Source organism: Streptosporangium sp. NPDC049376, assembly GCF_044466505.1.
Classification (GTDB): Bacteria; Actinomycetota; Actinomycetes; order Streptosporangiales; family Streptosporangiaceae; genus Streptosporangium.
In genome coordinates, this window is sequence record NZ_JBITMT010000005.1 from 399,618 (window position 1) to 414,578 (window position 14,961).

Genomic DNA, 14,961 nt, shown 5'->3' on the forward strand with positions numbered 1-14,961 from the left:
GCGACGCCGAAGGCGGAGCAAAGAGGCAGGACTACGCCGTTTCCCAAGCAGAAACCGCCATCCCGCCCTGGGCGTCCCTGGTGAGGCGGTATTCGCGGGGGGAGACGCCGTAGGTCGCCTTGAAGAGGCGGCTGAAGTGGGCGGCGTCGACGAAGCCCCAGTGGGCGGCGACGGTGCTGACCGAGAGCGTCCACTGGTCCGGGTCGACGAGGTCGCGGCGGCAGTGCTCCAGCCTGCGTTCCCTGATGAACCGGGAGACCGTGGTCCCCTCCATCCTGAAGAGCTTGTGCAGGTAGCCGGTCGAGATGTGCACCGCGGCGGCGACCGTGTCCGGGGTGAGGTTGCCGTCGTCGAGGTGGGCCTCGATGAAGGCCCTGATGCGCAGCAGGAGCGACTGGGGGGAGCTGGGCGGCGGGGTGCCCTGTTTGCCGAGCCGTTCGGAGAACAGGGTGGCGAGCAGGTCGAGGATGTTGTCGGCCAGCTGGAGCGACTGGTTCTCCCCGATCTCGTCCATCTTGGTGACGAGGTTCATCAGCAGCGGGGAGACCAGCGCCCCGACTCCCTGGCGTCCGGAGACGCGGTTGGCCGTCACCTGGTGCATCTCGTGCGGCCGCAGCCTCAGGAAGCGCTGGGGGAACATCAGCACCAGCATCCGGCAGGTGTTGTCGAAGGCCACGGTGTACGGCCTGCTGGTGTCGTAGACGGCCAGGTCACCGGGGGTGAGGGGGGCCTCACGGCCGTCCTGCATGACCAGGCAGTAGCCCTGCAGCGGCATGCTCAGCTTGTAGTAGTCGGTCTCCGACCTGGCGATCAGACGGCGGGTCCGTTCGGCCTTGTGGGCGTCGGCCGCGACGTCGCTGACCAGCATCACGCCGAGGCTTCTGCTGCGCATCTGGCCCCGGAACGTCTCGCCGTTGGCGAGGGTCATGTCGAGGGGCACGAACGCCTCGGAGATCGCCGAGCACCAGAAGTCGGCGCGTTCGCGGGCCGGCAGGTCGGCTGTGCGCAGTAGAGACGACATGCTTCCTCCTGCATGGGGCGGTGCGTCCAACTGCAGGAATGGTGCATCGCGTGCCGTTATTTGGCAATGGTCCCGCAGTGTCCCTGTCACATGACAGTAACCGGAAACCGCTGGAGCGTGACAGGCAAGTGCTGTGCCGTCACAGACAAGGCCGCTCGGTGCGCGACGCCGTACAACTGATCCTGACCGTCCCTACAGGCGGTCGAAGGGCGACAGCGAGCACGGGGAGGCCGTGGAGAACATGGCAGTGTCGACGTTTCTGCGACCGCAGGAGAGCGGTCCCGACTCTCCCGTCCTGGAGAAGCCCGGCAGGCTGCTCATCGGTGGTGAGTGGGGCTCCGGCAACTCAGGGCGGACCTTCACGACCTACGACCCGGCGACGGCCGCCCCGCTGGGTGAACTGGCCGAGGCCGACGCCTCCGATGTGGACGCCGCCGTCGACGCGGCCAGGAAGGCGCTGCGCAACCCCGACTGGGCGCAGATGTCGCCCGCGGCACGGGCGCGGGTGCTCTGGCGGATCGCGGACCTGATCGAGGCCAACGGCGAGGAACTGGCGTACCTGGAGACGAGGGACCAGGGACAGCCGCTCGGGGTCGCCAGGGGCGTCTCGGTCACGGGCGCGGCCGAGCACTTCCGCTACTACGCGGGCTGGACCACCAAGATCGAGGGCGCGACCTCTCCGATCTCCCTGCCGAACACCCTGCACTACACCCGCAGGGAGCCGGTCGGGGTCTGCGCGCTGATCACGCCGTGGAACTTCCCGCTGATGATCCTCACCTGGAAGCTCGCCCCCGCGCTGGCCTGCGCCAACACGGTGATCATCAAGCCGGCCGAGCAGACCTCGCTGACCGCCCTGCGCCTGGCCGAGCTGTGCGTCGAGGCCGGGGTGCCCGAGGGCGTCGTCAACCTCCTCACCGGCGGCCCCGACGTCGGCCGCGCCCTGGTGGCGCACTCCGGGGTGGACAAGGTGTCCTTCACCGGCTCGACCGAGGTCGGCCGGGAGATCATGCGTTCCTCGGCGGGCAACCTCAAGCGGGTCACCCTGGAGCTCGGCGGCAAGACCCCCACGATCGTGGCGCACGACGCCGACCTCGACAGGGCCGTCGCCGGTTGCGTCCAGGGCGCCCTGTTCAACAGCGGCCAGGTGTGCGCCGCCTACTCCAGGTTCTACGTGGACCGCAGCCGGGTCGACGAGTTCACCGAGAAGGCCGCCGCCGCTGCCGCCGCGCTGCGGCTGGGCCCCGGCCTGTCCGACACGACCGACCTGGGCCCGCTCGTCACCGAGGAACACCTGCGCAACGTGGACGGCTTCGTGCGTTCCGGTGTCGAGCAGGGCGCCCAGCTGGTGACCGGTGGGCAGCGTGCCGACGGGGACCTGGAGAAGGGCTTCTTCTACCGGCCGACCGTCTTCGCCGGGGTGACCGACGACATGAGGATCGCCAGGGAGGAGATCTTCGGTCCGGTCATCCCCGTCATGGCCTACGACGACCTGGACGAGATCGCGGAGCGGGCCAACGACAGCGAGTTCGGCCTGGCCGCCTCGGTGTGGACCAAGGACCTGTCGACCGCGCACACCCTGGCCGCCGCCGTACGGGCGGGCACGGTGTTCGTCAACATGCTGCACGTCCCCGACCCCGCCGCGCCCTGGGGCGGCTTCAAGGCCAGCGGGACCGGCCGGGAGATGGGGCCGTACGCGCTGGAGGCCTACACCGAGGTCAAGGGAGTCTTCGTCAACCTGGACCGGTGAGGAACCCCGGGGGTTCCCGGCCGGTGACAGGCCCGGTGACCGAGGGGTAGGGGGCCGGGTACGCCGGTGTGTCCGCGCGGTGGGCTCCGCGTGGACACACCGGCTCTCCTTTTTCCGACGCCCGACGCCCGACGCCCGGACGGGGCGCGTAGGGGAGGGGCCGCGTTCGGATGGGCGCCCTGCCCTGCGAGGAGGTCCCTGCCCCGCGAGGGGCCATCCGGGAGGCCGTGGCCGTACGGAAATCCCGCCCGTGGAGGAGCAAGATCGCAGGTGGGAGGCGGCTCGGTGTGTCCGGTGTCACCGTACGCCTTCTCTTCGTGTTCACCCGGGCTTAGGGTTCAGGTCGCTCGGCGTCGATAGCTTCCGGATCTCGTCACAGACCAGGTCGTAAAGGAAAGCTCCATGTCACGTCCCCTCCTCGCCGCCCTCGCCACCGCGGCGGCGTTCACCGTCGCCCTCACCGGCGCGGCCGTGGCTCCCGCCGCCGCCGCTCCCAAGGAGAAGGCTCCGCGGGTCACCTCCGACGTGACGCTGCCCGCCCCCGCCCTGGCGGAGTTCGAGAGCGGTCTCGTCAAGGACGACCGCGGTGTGAAGCTGGGCGGTGTCGGCAGCGGCCTCTACCCGGCGGGCCGTCCCGGCGAGTACTGGATGGTCACCGACCGGGGCCCGAACGGCGAGCCGAAGATCAACGGTGAGAAGCGGCGCACCTTCCCGGTGCCGGAGTTCGCGCCCGCCATCGTGCGCGTCGCCGTACGGAACGGCAAGGCGAAGATCGCCGAGACGATCACGCTGAAGACGTCCGACGGCACGCCCATCACCGGTGTGTCGAACCAGGAGGGCCACGACGAGGTTCCCTACACCTGGGACGGCACGGCCGAGCTGCCCTACGACCCGAACGGCCTGGACACCGAGGACATCGTCGCCGACGGGCGCGGCGGCTTCTGGCTGGTCGAGGAGTACTCGCCCTCCCTGGTGCACGTGGCGGCCGACGGGCGGATCCTGGCCAGGTACGTGCCCAAGGGCCTCAACCTGACCGGGACGGGTTATCCGGTCCGCGAGACGCTGCCCGCGATCTTCGCCAACCGCCAGCAGAACCGCGGCTTCGAGGCGCTGGGCATCTCGCCCTCCGAGCGCGCCCTCTACGTCGCCGTGCAGAGCCCGCTGGGCAACCCCGACAAGAAGACGGGCAAGGCGTCGAGCGTCACCCGCATCCTGCGCGTCGACCTGCGCACCGGGCGGCCGACCGCCGAGTGGGCCTACAGCATGGAGAACGTCGCGACCTTCGACCCCAAGGCCGAGCAGGGCGACATGAAGATCTCCGCCCTCAACGTGCTGAGCCCCGGCCGTCTGCTGCTCCAGGAGCGCACCGACGCGGTCGCCCGCCTGTACACCGTCGACGTGCGCCGGGCGACGAACCTCCTCGGCGGCGCGCAGGACGACCCGGCGACCAAGCCCTCCCTTGAGGCCTCGCTGCCCAAGAACGTCACCGTCGCCACCAAGTCCCTGGCCGTCGACCTGGCCGCGATCCCCGGCCTGCCCGGCAAGATCGAGGGCGTCACCGTCCTCGGCCCCAAGACCATCGCGATCGCCAACGACAACGACTTCGGCCTCGGCTCCTTCGGTTCGGACGGCCGTCTGGTCGACTCCGGCGTCACCAGCCGCATCCTGACCATCAGCCTGCCCCGCCCGCTGAGGTAACCCCGCAATCCCCTCTCCCGACGACCCCCGTGGGCCGCAGCCTCCTCGGCGCCCACGGGGGTCGTTCTTTCTCCCCGGAAAACCCGGCCGTCGGCTGGAGTAATATTCGCGCGAGAACCTCAATATTTATTGATGCCTGGGAGGGGGGAGGATGGGTGACCTTCCGGCTGAACTCAGTGTCGGGGAACTCTCCACGCGCAGCGGTGTCGCGATATCCGCTCTGCATTTCTACGAACGGCAGGGGCTCATAACGAGCCGCCGCACGGAGGGCAACCAGCGGCGCTACCGGCGTGACACGCTGCGGCGGGTGGCGTTGATCCGCGTCGCGCAGCGGGTGGGGATACCGCTGGCCGAGATCGGCACCGCCCTGGAGGACCTGCCGAGCGCGCGTCCTCCCACACGGCAGGACTGGGAGCGCATGTCCACGCGGTGGCGTGACCAGCTCGACGCCCGGATCCGCGAGCTCCAGAAGCTGCGTGACGACTTCACCGACTGCGTCGGCTGTGGATGCCTGTCGATCGACCGCTGCCCGATGGCCAACCCGGACGACACGCTCGGCAGGCTGGGCTCCGGCCCGCGGCGCCTGCTGGAAGGGGTGGGAGAGGCCAAACGGGCGGAGGCGAATACGGCGTGCTGCCGGTGAACGGCCGCCCTTTCCCGGCCATAATTTCATGGAGGTTTTGGGGGTAATTCGCGGCCTTCCGGAAATCACACGGAGACGCCTTTCTCCGCCGCCTGCCGTACGGCGGAGCCACCGCGCAGCAGGAACGCGCACAGCAGCACGGAAAGCAGCGTGAGGCCCGCCATCGCCCAGAGCGTCAGCCGCAGCCCCTCGGTGAAGCCGGGCCCGGCCAGCCGTCCTCCGGTGGTCGCGGCCAGTACGGCACCGCACACCGCGATGGCGATGGTCTCGCTGCCCAGCCGCGCGGTGTTGAGCATGCCCGCGGCGGTGCCCGCCCGGTCGGCGGGGGCGCTGCCGATCGCCACCCCGTCGATCAGCCCGATCGAGGCGCCGACGCCGAGCCCGATCGTCAGCAGCGGTCCCGCGAGACCGGGTGTCCCGGCCTCCGGCCCGGCCAGGGCCAGCCAGGCGGCCCCGGCGCCGACCAGGACCAGCGACAGCACGACGACGGCCGCCGGTGACACCCATCTGGTGACCGGCCCGATCAGCGAGGGCAGGACGAGCGTCGGGGCGGTGAGCATGATCAACGTGGCGCCCGCCCGCTGCGGGCTCATCTCCAGCACCTCGGTGAAGTAGGCCGGCAGGTAGACCAGCAGCGGCACGAGCACGCAGACGATCGTCGCCGCCGCCGTGGAGAAGGCCAGGAAACGCGGGCCGGTGAACAGCCCGAAGTCGAACATCGGGTCCGGCCTGCGCCGTTCGATCCCGGCGAACACCGCGAGGCACACCAGGGAGGCGGCGAAGGCCGCCAGCGGCAGCGGCGAGGTCCACCCGAGGTCGGGCCCCTCGACGAAGCCGGTGATCAGCAGGAGCAGGAACAGGGTGAACGTGACGGCCCCGCCGGTGTCGACGCGGCGGGGCGCCGGGTCCCGGGACTCGGGCAGCAGGGGCACCACGCAGAGTACGGCGAGCGCCACCGCGGCGGGCAGGCCGAACACCATGCGCCAGCCGAACGCGCCGATCAGGGCTCCGGCGACGGTGGGACCGAAGGCGAGGCCGACCCCGAGCGCGGTGCCGAACAGGCCGAAGACACGGGTCCTGGCCCGCCCCTCGAAGGAGGTGGCGAGCAGCGCGCCCCCGCTCGCCCCCGCGGCGGCCGCGCCCGCTCCCGCGACGGCGCGGACCACGTCGAGCAGCACGATGTCGGTGGCGAGGGTGCTCAGCAGGCCGGTGACGGCGAAAACCGCGACCCCGGCCGCGTAGACACGGCGTCTGCCGACCAGGTCGGCCAGCGAACCGGAGACCAGCATGAAACTGGCGAAGGTGGCGTTGTAGCCGTTCACCACCCACTGGACGGGGGCGAGCCGCGCGCCCAGGTCCGCGGCGATGTCCGGCAGGGCGACGGAGGCGCCGGTCAGGGTGATCGGCAGGGAGACGGTGGACAGCAGGACGGCCACAAGGACGAGGATTTGTTTTTTTCGCATATCTCTCCTGTTCAACGGGAAATTTCGGGATTTCTTAAGCGTGGGACGTCAACAAACGTTGAGGTCAAGGGGGTTTTCCGAGGTCCGCGCTCAGGCCGCCCTCACGACGGGCCCTTCCCTGACGGCCACCGGCCGCTGGACCCTGACACCGTGTCAGGCCGTACAAGGGGAGGCATGCCGATGGACATGGAAGCCGCGCTGGCCGAGATCGTGCGTGAGGGCAGGGCGCCGGATCTGCACGGCGTCGTCGTGACACGCGGGCGGGACCTGATCTTCGAATACTACGGGGAGGGGCCGGACGTCGCCTGGAACGCCCCCCTCGGCACCGTCACGTTCGGGCCGGACACGCTCCACGACCTCAGGTCGGTCACCAAGAGCGTCGTCGGCCTGCTGTACGGCATGGCCCTGGAGGGAGGCCATGTCCCCGACCCCGCCGAACCGCTGTACGCGTGTTTCCCAGAATATCCTGATCTAGCGGGCCGTACCGGACTGACGGTGGGACACGCGCTGACGATGACGCTGGGCCTGGAGTGGGACGAGAGCGTCCCCTACACCAGCCCGGCCAACAGCGAGATCGCGATGGAGACGGCGCCCGACCGTTACCGGTACGTCCTGGAACGGCCGTCCGTCGAGGAGCCGGGCACGACCTGGCGGTACTGCGGCGGCGCCTCCACCCTCCTCGGCGGCCTCATCGCCAGGGGAACCGGCGTGCCGCTTGAGGAGTTCGCGCGTACGGCGCTGTTCGAACCGCTCGGCATCACGGCCTTCGAGTGGGCCAGGGGCGGCGACGGCGTCGCGGCGGCGGCCTCCGGGCTCAGGCTGACCCCCAGGGACCTGGCCGGGATCGGCCGGCACGTCCTGGAGTCGGACTCCCCGTGGATCTCCCGCATGCTCACGCCGTACGTGGCGATCGGGGAGGGGCTCGACTACGGCTACCAGTGGTTTCTCGGGCCCGGCTGGGTCGCGGGGGTCGGCAACGGGGGGCAGCGGCTGTACGTACGGCCCGACCTCGGGCTCGTCGTCGTGGTGACCTCGGGCCGGTACAACCTGCCCGACGCCCAGGAGACCCCGGTCTTCGTCATCGAGGAGGTGGTGCTGCCCGCCCTGCTTCCCGGCGGATGAACCGTGCTCAGGCCACACCTTCGCACGGCCGGCGGGAACGGCTCTGGGCCGGGCCCGCGCCCGCCGGTCCCGTACGGTGAACGGCACCGGGTCTCCTGGGGGTCAGCGGTAGATGGCGACGGCGGCATCGCGGATGAGGGTCTCGACGATGCCGATGACCTCCCTGATCATGGGGGAGTGCTCGGCGGCGATGGCGCGCAGGCGGACGACGAGCTGGTTCGACGGCTGGCCGAGATAGAGCGCCGCGTCCACCTCCAGCACGCCGACCAGGCCGCACAGCGCGGCGCAACGCGCGTCGGGCGGCTCCCTGCCCTCCGCCGCGGCGCGCACCCCGGAGCAGGCCCGCACCACCCACGCCATGTCGGTGATCTCGTGGCGGGTCTGCGAGAGCAGGCCCATGCGGCGCCTGGTCACCTGGGCGAGGGCGCCCGCGGTGACCAGGCTCGCCTGGGTGTGCCGGCAGACCTCCCCGGCGGCCTGCCTGATCCAGGACCTGACGTCCCCGCCCGAGCGGTCCCGCCGTACCAGGGACAGCAGGCCGTCCACGACCGCGTCACCGAGAGGGGTGTCGTCGGCCAGGGCGCCCCTGCCGCCGGAGACGGTGACACGTTCGCCGACGACCAGTTCGAGCAGCGCGGCCCCGGCCAGCCCGATGGCCATCGACGAGGGATGGACCAGGGGTCTGCCCGACTGGTCGTGGGCGATGAGGTACAGCTCCTGGGGGAGCGGCAGCCCGTTCATGCGTGGTCGTCCTTCGCTACGGTCGTCTTTCGCCTTCGCCGAGGTCGTCCTTAGCAGCGGCCGGTCCGGGACAGGGCGGGGCCCCTACCGGCCGTGTACGGCCTTGCTCTCCCCTGCCTCGTGGGAACCCGGCAGGTCGGGCAGGGACGGCCTGCGGCCCATGGCGTACAGGGCGGCCAGGACCAGGGCGCCCAGGGCGAGCCAGAGCAGGCCGACCGTCTGGGCCATGACGTTGGCGTTGATCACGACGAAGATCAGGATCGCCATCCCGACCAACGGCACGACGAGATGCGACCAGAAGGCGGCCGAGCGCATGCGGACCACGTAGTGCACGATGACCGAGACGTGCAGCACGACGAAGGCGACCAGCGCGCCCATGTTGATCAGGCTGCCGAGCAGGCTGACGCCGTCCTCCCTGGCGGACATGAACAGCCCGAGCGCGACGGAGAGCCCGGCGACGAGCAGGATGGCGTTGGTCGGCACCGAGTGCCGCACTGAGACCTTGGCCAGGAAGGACGGCAGCTGCCTGTCCCGCGCCATCGCGTAGAGCAGGCGGGAGACGGCGACCTGGGCGACCAGGGTGTTGGCCAGCCCCCAGGAGATCGCGGTCGCGGTCGCGGCGATGTGGGAGAGCGTCTCGCCGCCCGCGACGGCCGCGGCGTCGTAGAAGGCGGTGTCCGAGGCCTGCTTCAGCAGCCCCTCGGGGTCGGGCACCAGCAGGGCGGCGACCCAGACCTGGGCGACGAACAGCACGCCCGCCAGGATCAGGGCCAGCCGCATGGCCCTGCCGACCTGGGCGGATCCGCCGGTCGACTCCTCGACCAGCATGCTGATCCCGTCGAAGCCGAGGAAGGACAGGACGGCGATGGACACCGCGCCGAACACGACCGGCCAGGAGAAGGTCTCCGGGTTGAACAGCGGGGAGAGGCTGAAGTCCCTGCCCCTGCCCTCAAGCAGGGCCCAGAAGCCGATCACCAGGAACAGCGCCAGTACGGCCAGCTCGGCGATGATCATCACCTTGGTGAGGTTCATCGTCATCCGGATGCCCCGCAGGTTGATCACGGTGTTGACGGCCACGAAGAAGAGCAGCCACAGCCACACCGGGATCTGCGGCACGGTCGAGTGCATCGCGATCGAGGCGACGAGGTACAGCAGGCACGGGGCGAGCACGTAGTCGAGCAGGATCGCCCATCCGGTCATGAAGCCGACCGGCGCGGAGATGCCACGGCCCGCGTAGTTGTAGACCGAACCGGACAGCGGGAACGCCTTGACCATCTGCGCGTAGGAGGCCGCGGTGAACAGCAGCGCGATCATTCCCACCAGGTAGGTCAGGACCGGCATGCCGCCCGAGGTGAAGTAGACCGAACCGAAGATCGCGAACGGGGCTATGGGAACCATGAAGATCAGGCCGTAGAACACCAGGTCGACCAGGCCGATCCCACGGCGCAGCTCCTGCCGGTATCCGAACCGCTCGATGCTCTCCTGCGGCTGCACGACAGCCTCCTGTGGCGTCATCTGTCAATGTGCGGGCGCGTCCGCCCGCCCGGGGGGTGATGACGGACGGTGGCGGAGCGTGTCCGGTGATCCTTCCGCAGTGCACGGAATGCCGCAAGCGCGTACCATATATCGTCATATTTTCCCCAAAAACAGGGGTTATCTGGCGGCCTGGGAAGTCTGATGGCACGCCGGGTCAAGCACCCCGCAGGAGAGGCGGCTCACGGGGTGAGGAGCCGGACGGGCGCGGTGTGAGGCGCCCCGTGAGAGGTTCGGGGCGAGCGGGCGGGGTGTCAAGAGCCCTGTGAGGGGCGGGATCCGTCAGGCGTCCCGCGAAGGGACGTCCGGCGCGAGAACCAGGTCGAACCAGACGCCGACCTCGTCGCTCAGGCGCAGCGCGCCGAACAGGGCGGAGTAGGGCTTGATGCCCCACCGGCTCTGTGTGAGCGTGACGGAGCCGCGCACGCGCCCGTCCGCCAGCAGGGCGTCGATCGTGACGGGCCGGGTGACTCCGGCGAGGGTGAGGTCGCCCTCGACGCGGAACGCCTCCGGGGCGCCCGCGACCAGGGAGGACCGGAACGCGATCACCGGATGCCGGGCCGTGCCCAGGACCTTCTCCCCGATGTTGCGCAGGATGTCCCGCCGGTCGGCGTCGCTCAGGGGCCTGACCCCGCCGACCCCCTCGCGCACCTGGAACGAGGTCGCGTCCACCTCGACGGACACCGAGGAACGGGCCGGGTCCTCGGCGTCCACGACCGCCTCGCCGTGCCAGCGGGCCGCCTCAAGCGTCAGGTCGTGCCCGGCCTTGGCGCCCAGCCCGGTGCGGGTCGTGCGCACCAGCAGCGGACCGTTGCCCGGGCCCAGCGGGTAGGTGCCGGTGACGATGTCCACCCCCTCAGGCTAACTCCGGTCGCGGTCTCCGCCGTCCGGGGGAGCCTCCGGGGTGACCGTAGACTTGGCGGCGCCGTGCGGGGACGAAAGGGACAAACGGCCGCGCCGAATCGTCTCACGGGCCGACGAGCTCCAGGCGGCGTTCCGTTCCCGGCGGCAGGCCGTTGACCCTGGAGGCGTCGTGCGGGTGCTGCTCATCGACAACTACGACTCGTACACCTTCAATCTGGCGCAGCTCATGGCCCAGGTCTACGGGCGGATGCCGGTCGTGGTCCGCAACGACTCGGCCGCGCTGCGGGAGGCCGGCCAGGCGGGCTACGACGCGATCGTGGTCTCACCCGGCCCGGGAAGACCGCAGGAGCCACGCGATCTCGGACTGGCCGCCGACCTGCTGCGCACGACCCGGCTGCCCGTGCTCGGCGTCTGCCTCGGCCACCAGGCCCTCGGCTGGCTGGCCGGTGGCGAGGTCGTGCCCGCCCCGGAGCCGCGTCACGGCTACGTCGACCGGGTCAGGCACCTGGGGACGGACCTGTTCACCGGGATCCCGCAGGACTTCGCCGCGGTGCGCTACCACTCGCTGTGCGTCGAACCCGGCGGGGTGCCCGACCTCGTCACGACCGCCTGGACCGGGGACGGGGTGACGATGGCGCTGCGGCACCGTACACGCCCCTGGTGGGGGGTGCAGTTCCACCCCGAGTCCGTCGGCACCCGGTACGGCGCCCGCCTGGTGGAGAACTTCGCCATCCTCGCCCGCGAGCGGATCACCCTCACCCGGGGCGGCGCCGTACCCTCACGGGAGCACGAACCTGAGGCCGTGCCCTCACGGGACCGCGATCCCCTGGTGGAGCACGGCCCGGTGGCACCGGGGGAGCGCGGGCCGGGCGGTGGATGGCGGCTCAGGGTGCGCACCGCCGCCTTCGAGGCCGACGCCGAGCGGACCTTCCGCCGCTGGTTCGCCGAGAGCCCCTCGGCCTTCTGGCTCGACAGCAGCCGGGTCGAACCCGGTCTGTCCAGGTTCTCCTTCGTCGGCGACGGAGGCGGCCGCCACGGCGAGACGCTGCGCTACCGGGTCGGCGACGGGAAGGTCACCTCGACGGCCGCCGACGGCACGACGTCCTCCCTGCCCGGCTCCGTCTACGACGTCCTCGCCAGGCGGCTGGCCGAACGCGCGCTCGGCGACGACCCCGGCCTGCCCTTCGACCTCGACGGCGGATACGTCGGCTACCTGGGCTACGAGATGAAGGCCGAGTCGTTCGGGTCGTCCGGAGCCGCCGCCCACCGCTCCGGCCTGCCGGACGCCGTGTGGATCTCGGCCACCCGTTTCGTCGCGATCGACCACCTGGCGGGCCGCACCTACGTGGTCGCCCTGGCCGGGCCCGGCCCCGAGGACGCGCGGGAGGCCGACCGCTGGGCCGACCTGGTCGCCGCGGACCTGCCCGCCGGGGGAGCCCCCGGGGAACCCGCCGCCCGACCCGCCGCCCAGGAGGAGTTCGACGTCGAACCATGGCTGGCCCGCTCCCGCGACGGCTACCTGGCCGACATCGCCGAATGCCACCGCCTGCTGCGGGCGGGGGAGAGCTACGAGATCTGCCTGACCACCACGGCGCGGCTGCCGTACACCGGGGACCCGCTGGACTTCTACACGCGCCAGCGCCTGCTCAACGCCGCGCCGTACGCGGCCTTCCTGCGGTGGGACCGGCACCGGGTCGCGTGCTCCTCACCGGAACGCTTCCTGCGGGTCACCCGTGACCGCACCGTGGAGTCGAAACCGATCAAGGGTACGGCCCCGCGCAACCCCGACCCCGTCCTCGACCGTCTCGTCCGCGACGGCCTGGCGGGGGACCCCAAGACCCGCGCGGAGAACCTGATGATCGTGGACCTGCTCCGCAACGACCTGGGGCGGATCTGCGAGGTCGGTACGGTCGAGGTGCCGAACTTCATGGCGGTCGAGTCGTACACGACTGTGCACCAGCTGGTCTCCACCGTACGGGGCAGGCTGCGCGCGGACGTGGACGCGCTGACCGCCACCCGGCACTGCTTCCCCGGCGGCTCGATGACGGGCGCGCCGAAGATCAGGACCATGGAGATCATCGACAGGCTCGAAGGCGCCCCGAGGGGGATCTACTCCGGGACGCTCGGCTACTTCGCGCTCAGCGGCGCGAGCGACCTCAACATCGTGATCCGCACCGCGGTGATCGGCGACGGCCACCTCACCGTGGGCGCGGGAGGGGCCGTCGTGCTGGACTCGGACCCGGCCGCCGAGTACGAGGAGATGCTGCTGAAGGCCCGTGCCCCCCTGCGCCCGCTCCAGGCCGTACGACCACACTGACGACCGGGCCTCCCGGAGAACGGGGAGGGCGGATCAGGGCACGGTCCGGCCGGAGGTATAGCGGCGGGGCATGGAAAAACGTTGGCTATCGGTTCCCGCCGAGTACGGACATTGTGGGAGGAACCCCCTGAAGGAGGCACCATGAAGCGCAGTGTCATCGCCGCCCTTCTCACCGCCGCCGCGCTGGGCGCCATCCCGTACGGCGCGCAGCCCGCGACGGCCGAGGTCGCCCACCACGCGGTGGGGATCCAGGCCTGGCAGGTCGGACGTTCCTGCAACGTGGGCGACCTGTACTACTACGAAGGCCACATCTACCGCTGCCTGGCGAGCCACACGTGCAACCTGAGCTGGGCGCCGCCCAACACCCCGGGCCTGTGGCAGCTCGTGCAGTAACGGCCCGCGTCCGGCCGCCCCCGGTTCCCCCGCCGGCCGGACGCGGTTCGGTGGTCTTCTCGTCCCGAGGCATGGAGTTCGTGCCGGTCGTGCGCGGTGGCATGCTGGAGGGCCGGCGACCGCGAGGAGCACAGCGATGACCCTTTCCCCCAGCACACGGCGCACCCCTCTCGACCAGGAGGAGAGAGTCCGGGCGGAGGCGGGCTTCGTCCCCCTCGTCGTCCACCACCTCACCACCGACGGGAGCTTCCGGGTGTCCGCCGACACCCCGGAGATGGTCGAACTGTTCCAGTCGGTGGCCCGCAGGGCGGGAGAGCTGCTCCAGCGCCCCGTGACCAGCTACGCCAACGGCAGATACATCGTCATCGCCTTCGCCCAGGAATCCCTCCCACGGGCCTGACCGTCGGCACGGAGTTTCAGACGCCTTTCCCCTGAACGGGGACGGCTTCCTTTCCCGCGCCCGTGAACCCAACCGGTCGGCGCCCCGCACGCGGCCCTGCGCGCCGCCTCCCCGTGGGGGCGGAACGAGCGGGCACGCCGGTGGTGGTCCCGGTCCGGAGAGGGTCAAATGGACCTCTCCGGACCGGAAGCGAGGAAACAGCAGTGACCACTCTGCGGATCACGGTCACCGACGTGACCGATGACCAGTACGGCGCCGTCGTCCAGGCGCTTCGCGACGCCGGTCTGCCACCGAGCCAGTGGAGTGTCAGGACCCAGGCCGAGGTGACGCCTTCCGGCCCCGCCATGTGGCTGGCGCTCGCCCTGTTCGCCATGGCGGTGGCGATGCTGCTCGCCTGGATCTGGGCGGGGGAGTGGCGCTGGGGCGCCACGGCCGTCTTCCCCCTCCTGGCCGGAGTCGTCAGCCTCGGGGTGTCGCTCTCAAGGGGAAATCCGAAGAGGAAATAGCGATCTCACTGTTAGCCTCTTTCCTCCGTTCCCTCCACAGAGGAAGAAGAGTGAGCGAAATGCCGGTCTTCGGGGTTGAAAGGTGCGATGTCCGGTGAGTCCCGTGTGGATCGTGGACATCGACGGCACTCTCGCTCTGCGCGGAGACCGGCGCCCGTACGACTGGCACCGGGTGGGGGAGGACACTCCCAACCCTCCCGTCGTCGCCGTCGTCCAGGCCCTTCTCCTCGCCGGACACCCCGTCGCGTTCGTCTCGGGACGCAAGGAGCAGTGCCGCCGCCAGACCGAGATGTGGCTCGCCACCCACGTCACCAGCCTCGGCGACACCGAGGTGTGGATGCGTGGTGACCACGACGACCGGCCCGACACGGTCGTGAAGCGCGAGATCTACACCAGGCGCTTCGCCCACCGTCCCGTCGCCGGGGTCATCGACGACCGGGCCTCCGTCACCGCCATGTGGCGCTCGCTGGGCCTGACCGTGCTCCAGGTCGCCGAGGGGAACTACTGATGGCC

Annotated in this window: 14 protein-coding genes; 9 read left to right on the top strand and 5 right to left on the bottom strand. The window is 70.7% G+C overall.

Going from position 1 to position 14,961, the window contains the following annotated elements; translation table 11 throughout:
• Window positions 1-31: 31 nt before the first annotated feature.
• Window positions 32-1,021, bottom strand: a complete 990-nt coding sequence (locus ACIBVQ_RS17345) for a helix-turn-helix domain-containing protein (RefSeq protein ID WP_352010600.1) — start codon at window positions 1,019-1,021, stop codon at window positions 32-34.
• 247 nt (window positions 1,022-1,268) lie between these two features.
• Here ACIBVQ_RS17345 and ACIBVQ_RS17350 point away from each other — a divergent pair, with 247 nt between their 5' ends.
• The 3 genes from ACIBVQ_RS17350 to soxR all read left to right on the top strand — a co-directional run bounded on the left by ACIBVQ_RS17350 (window position 1,269) and on the right by soxR (window position 5,109).
• The gene (locus ACIBVQ_RS17350; protein ID WP_399178470.1) at window positions 1,269-2,768 is read left to right on the top strand and encodes an aldehyde dehydrogenase family protein; all 1,500 of its coding nucleotides are present in this window, start codon (window positions 1,269-1,271) and stop codon (window positions 2,766-2,768) included.
• A 402-nt stretch (window positions 2,769-3,170) separates the two neighbouring features.
• A complete protein-coding gene (locus ACIBVQ_RS17355; protein ID WP_352010602.1) occupies window positions 3,171-4,466 on the top strand; it encodes an esterase-like activity of phytase family protein in 1,296 nt (431 codons plus the stop codon).
• Window positions 4,467-4,617: 151 nt separating this feature from the next.
• A complete protein-coding gene (soxR, locus tag ACIBVQ_RS17360) occupies window positions 4,618-5,109 on the top strand; it encodes a redox-sensitive transcriptional activator SoxR (protein ID WP_352010603.1) in 492 nt (163 codons plus the stop codon).
• 65 nt (window positions 5,110-5,174) lie between these two features.
• Here soxR and ACIBVQ_RS17365 read toward each other — a convergent pair whose 3' ends face one another.
• Window positions 5,175-6,572 carry an MFS transporter gene (locus tag ACIBVQ_RS17365; protein ID WP_399178473.1) on the bottom strand — a complete coding sequence of 466 codons (1,398 nt, stop codon included), beginning with the start codon at window positions 6,570-6,572 and terminating at the stop codon, window positions 5,175-5,177.
• Between the two features lie 174 nt (window positions 6,573-6,746).
• Between ACIBVQ_RS17365 and ACIBVQ_RS17370 the strand changes: the two genes are divergently transcribed.
• Window positions 6,747-7,694, top strand: a complete 948-nt coding sequence (locus ACIBVQ_RS17370) for a serine hydrolase domain-containing protein (RefSeq protein WP_399178475.1) — start codon at window positions 6,747-6,749, stop codon at window positions 7,692-7,694.
• Window positions 7,695-7,796: 102 nt separating this feature from the next.
• On the opposite strand, the gene ACIBVQ_RS17375 is transcribed toward ACIBVQ_RS17370, so the two are convergent.
• From ACIBVQ_RS17375 to ACIBVQ_RS17385, 3 genes are all read right to left on the bottom strand, one after another.
• A complete protein-coding gene (locus tag ACIBVQ_RS17375; RefSeq protein ID WP_386186782.1) occupies window positions 7,797-8,435 on the bottom strand; it encodes a GPP34 family phosphoprotein in 639 nt (212 codons plus the stop codon).
• 84 nt (window positions 8,436-8,519) lie between these two features.
• Window positions 8,520-9,929, bottom strand: coding sequence for an APC family permease (locus ACIBVQ_RS17380; RefSeq protein WP_386186779.1), 1,410 nt, complete (start codon window positions 9,927-9,929; stop codon window positions 8,520-8,522).
• A gap of 321 nt (window positions 9,930-10,250) precedes the next feature.
• Window positions 10,251-10,820, bottom strand: coding sequence for a YceI family protein (locus tag ACIBVQ_RS17385; RefSeq protein WP_352010609.1), 570 nt, complete (start codon window positions 10,818-10,820; stop codon window positions 10,251-10,253).
• 181 nt (window positions 10,821-11,001) lie between these two features.
• Between ACIBVQ_RS17385 and pabB the strand changes: the two genes are divergently transcribed.
• The 5 genes from pabB to ACIBVQ_RS17410 all read left to right on the top strand — a co-directional run bounded on the left by pabB (window position 11,002) and on the right by ACIBVQ_RS17410 (window position 14,956).
• Window positions 11,002-13,149 (top strand): aminodeoxychorismate synthase component I, encoded by a 2,148-nt coding sequence (pabB, locus tag ACIBVQ_RS17390; protein ID WP_399178602.1) that lies wholly within the window; start codon window positions 11,002-11,004, stop codon window positions 13,147-13,149.
• Between the two features lie 141 nt (window positions 13,150-13,290).
• A complete protein-coding gene (locus ACIBVQ_RS17395) occupies window positions 13,291-13,542 on the top strand; it encodes a carbohydrate-binding protein (protein ID WP_352010611.1) in 252 nt (83 codons plus the stop codon).
• Window positions 13,543-13,678: 136 nt separating this feature from the next.
• The gene (locus tag ACIBVQ_RS17400; RefSeq protein ID WP_399178478.1) at window positions 13,679-13,942 is read left to right on the top strand and encodes a hypothetical protein; all 264 of its coding nucleotides are present in this window, start codon (window positions 13,679-13,681) and stop codon (window positions 13,940-13,942) included.
• A 203-nt stretch (window positions 13,943-14,145) separates the two neighbouring features.
• Complete coding sequence (locus ACIBVQ_RS17405; RefSeq protein WP_386186772.1) at window positions 14,146-14,448, top strand: hypothetical protein; 303 nt, start codon at window positions 14,146-14,148, stop codon at window positions 14,446-14,448.
• A gap of 94 nt (window positions 14,449-14,542) precedes the next feature.
• Window positions 14,543-14,956 carry a hypothetical protein gene (locus tag ACIBVQ_RS17410; RefSeq protein ID WP_362909077.1) on the top strand — a complete coding sequence of 138 codons (414 nt, stop codon included), beginning with the start codon at window positions 14,543-14,545 and terminating at the stop codon, window positions 14,954-14,956.
• The last annotated feature ends 5 nt before the right edge of the window (window positions 14,957-14,961 follow it).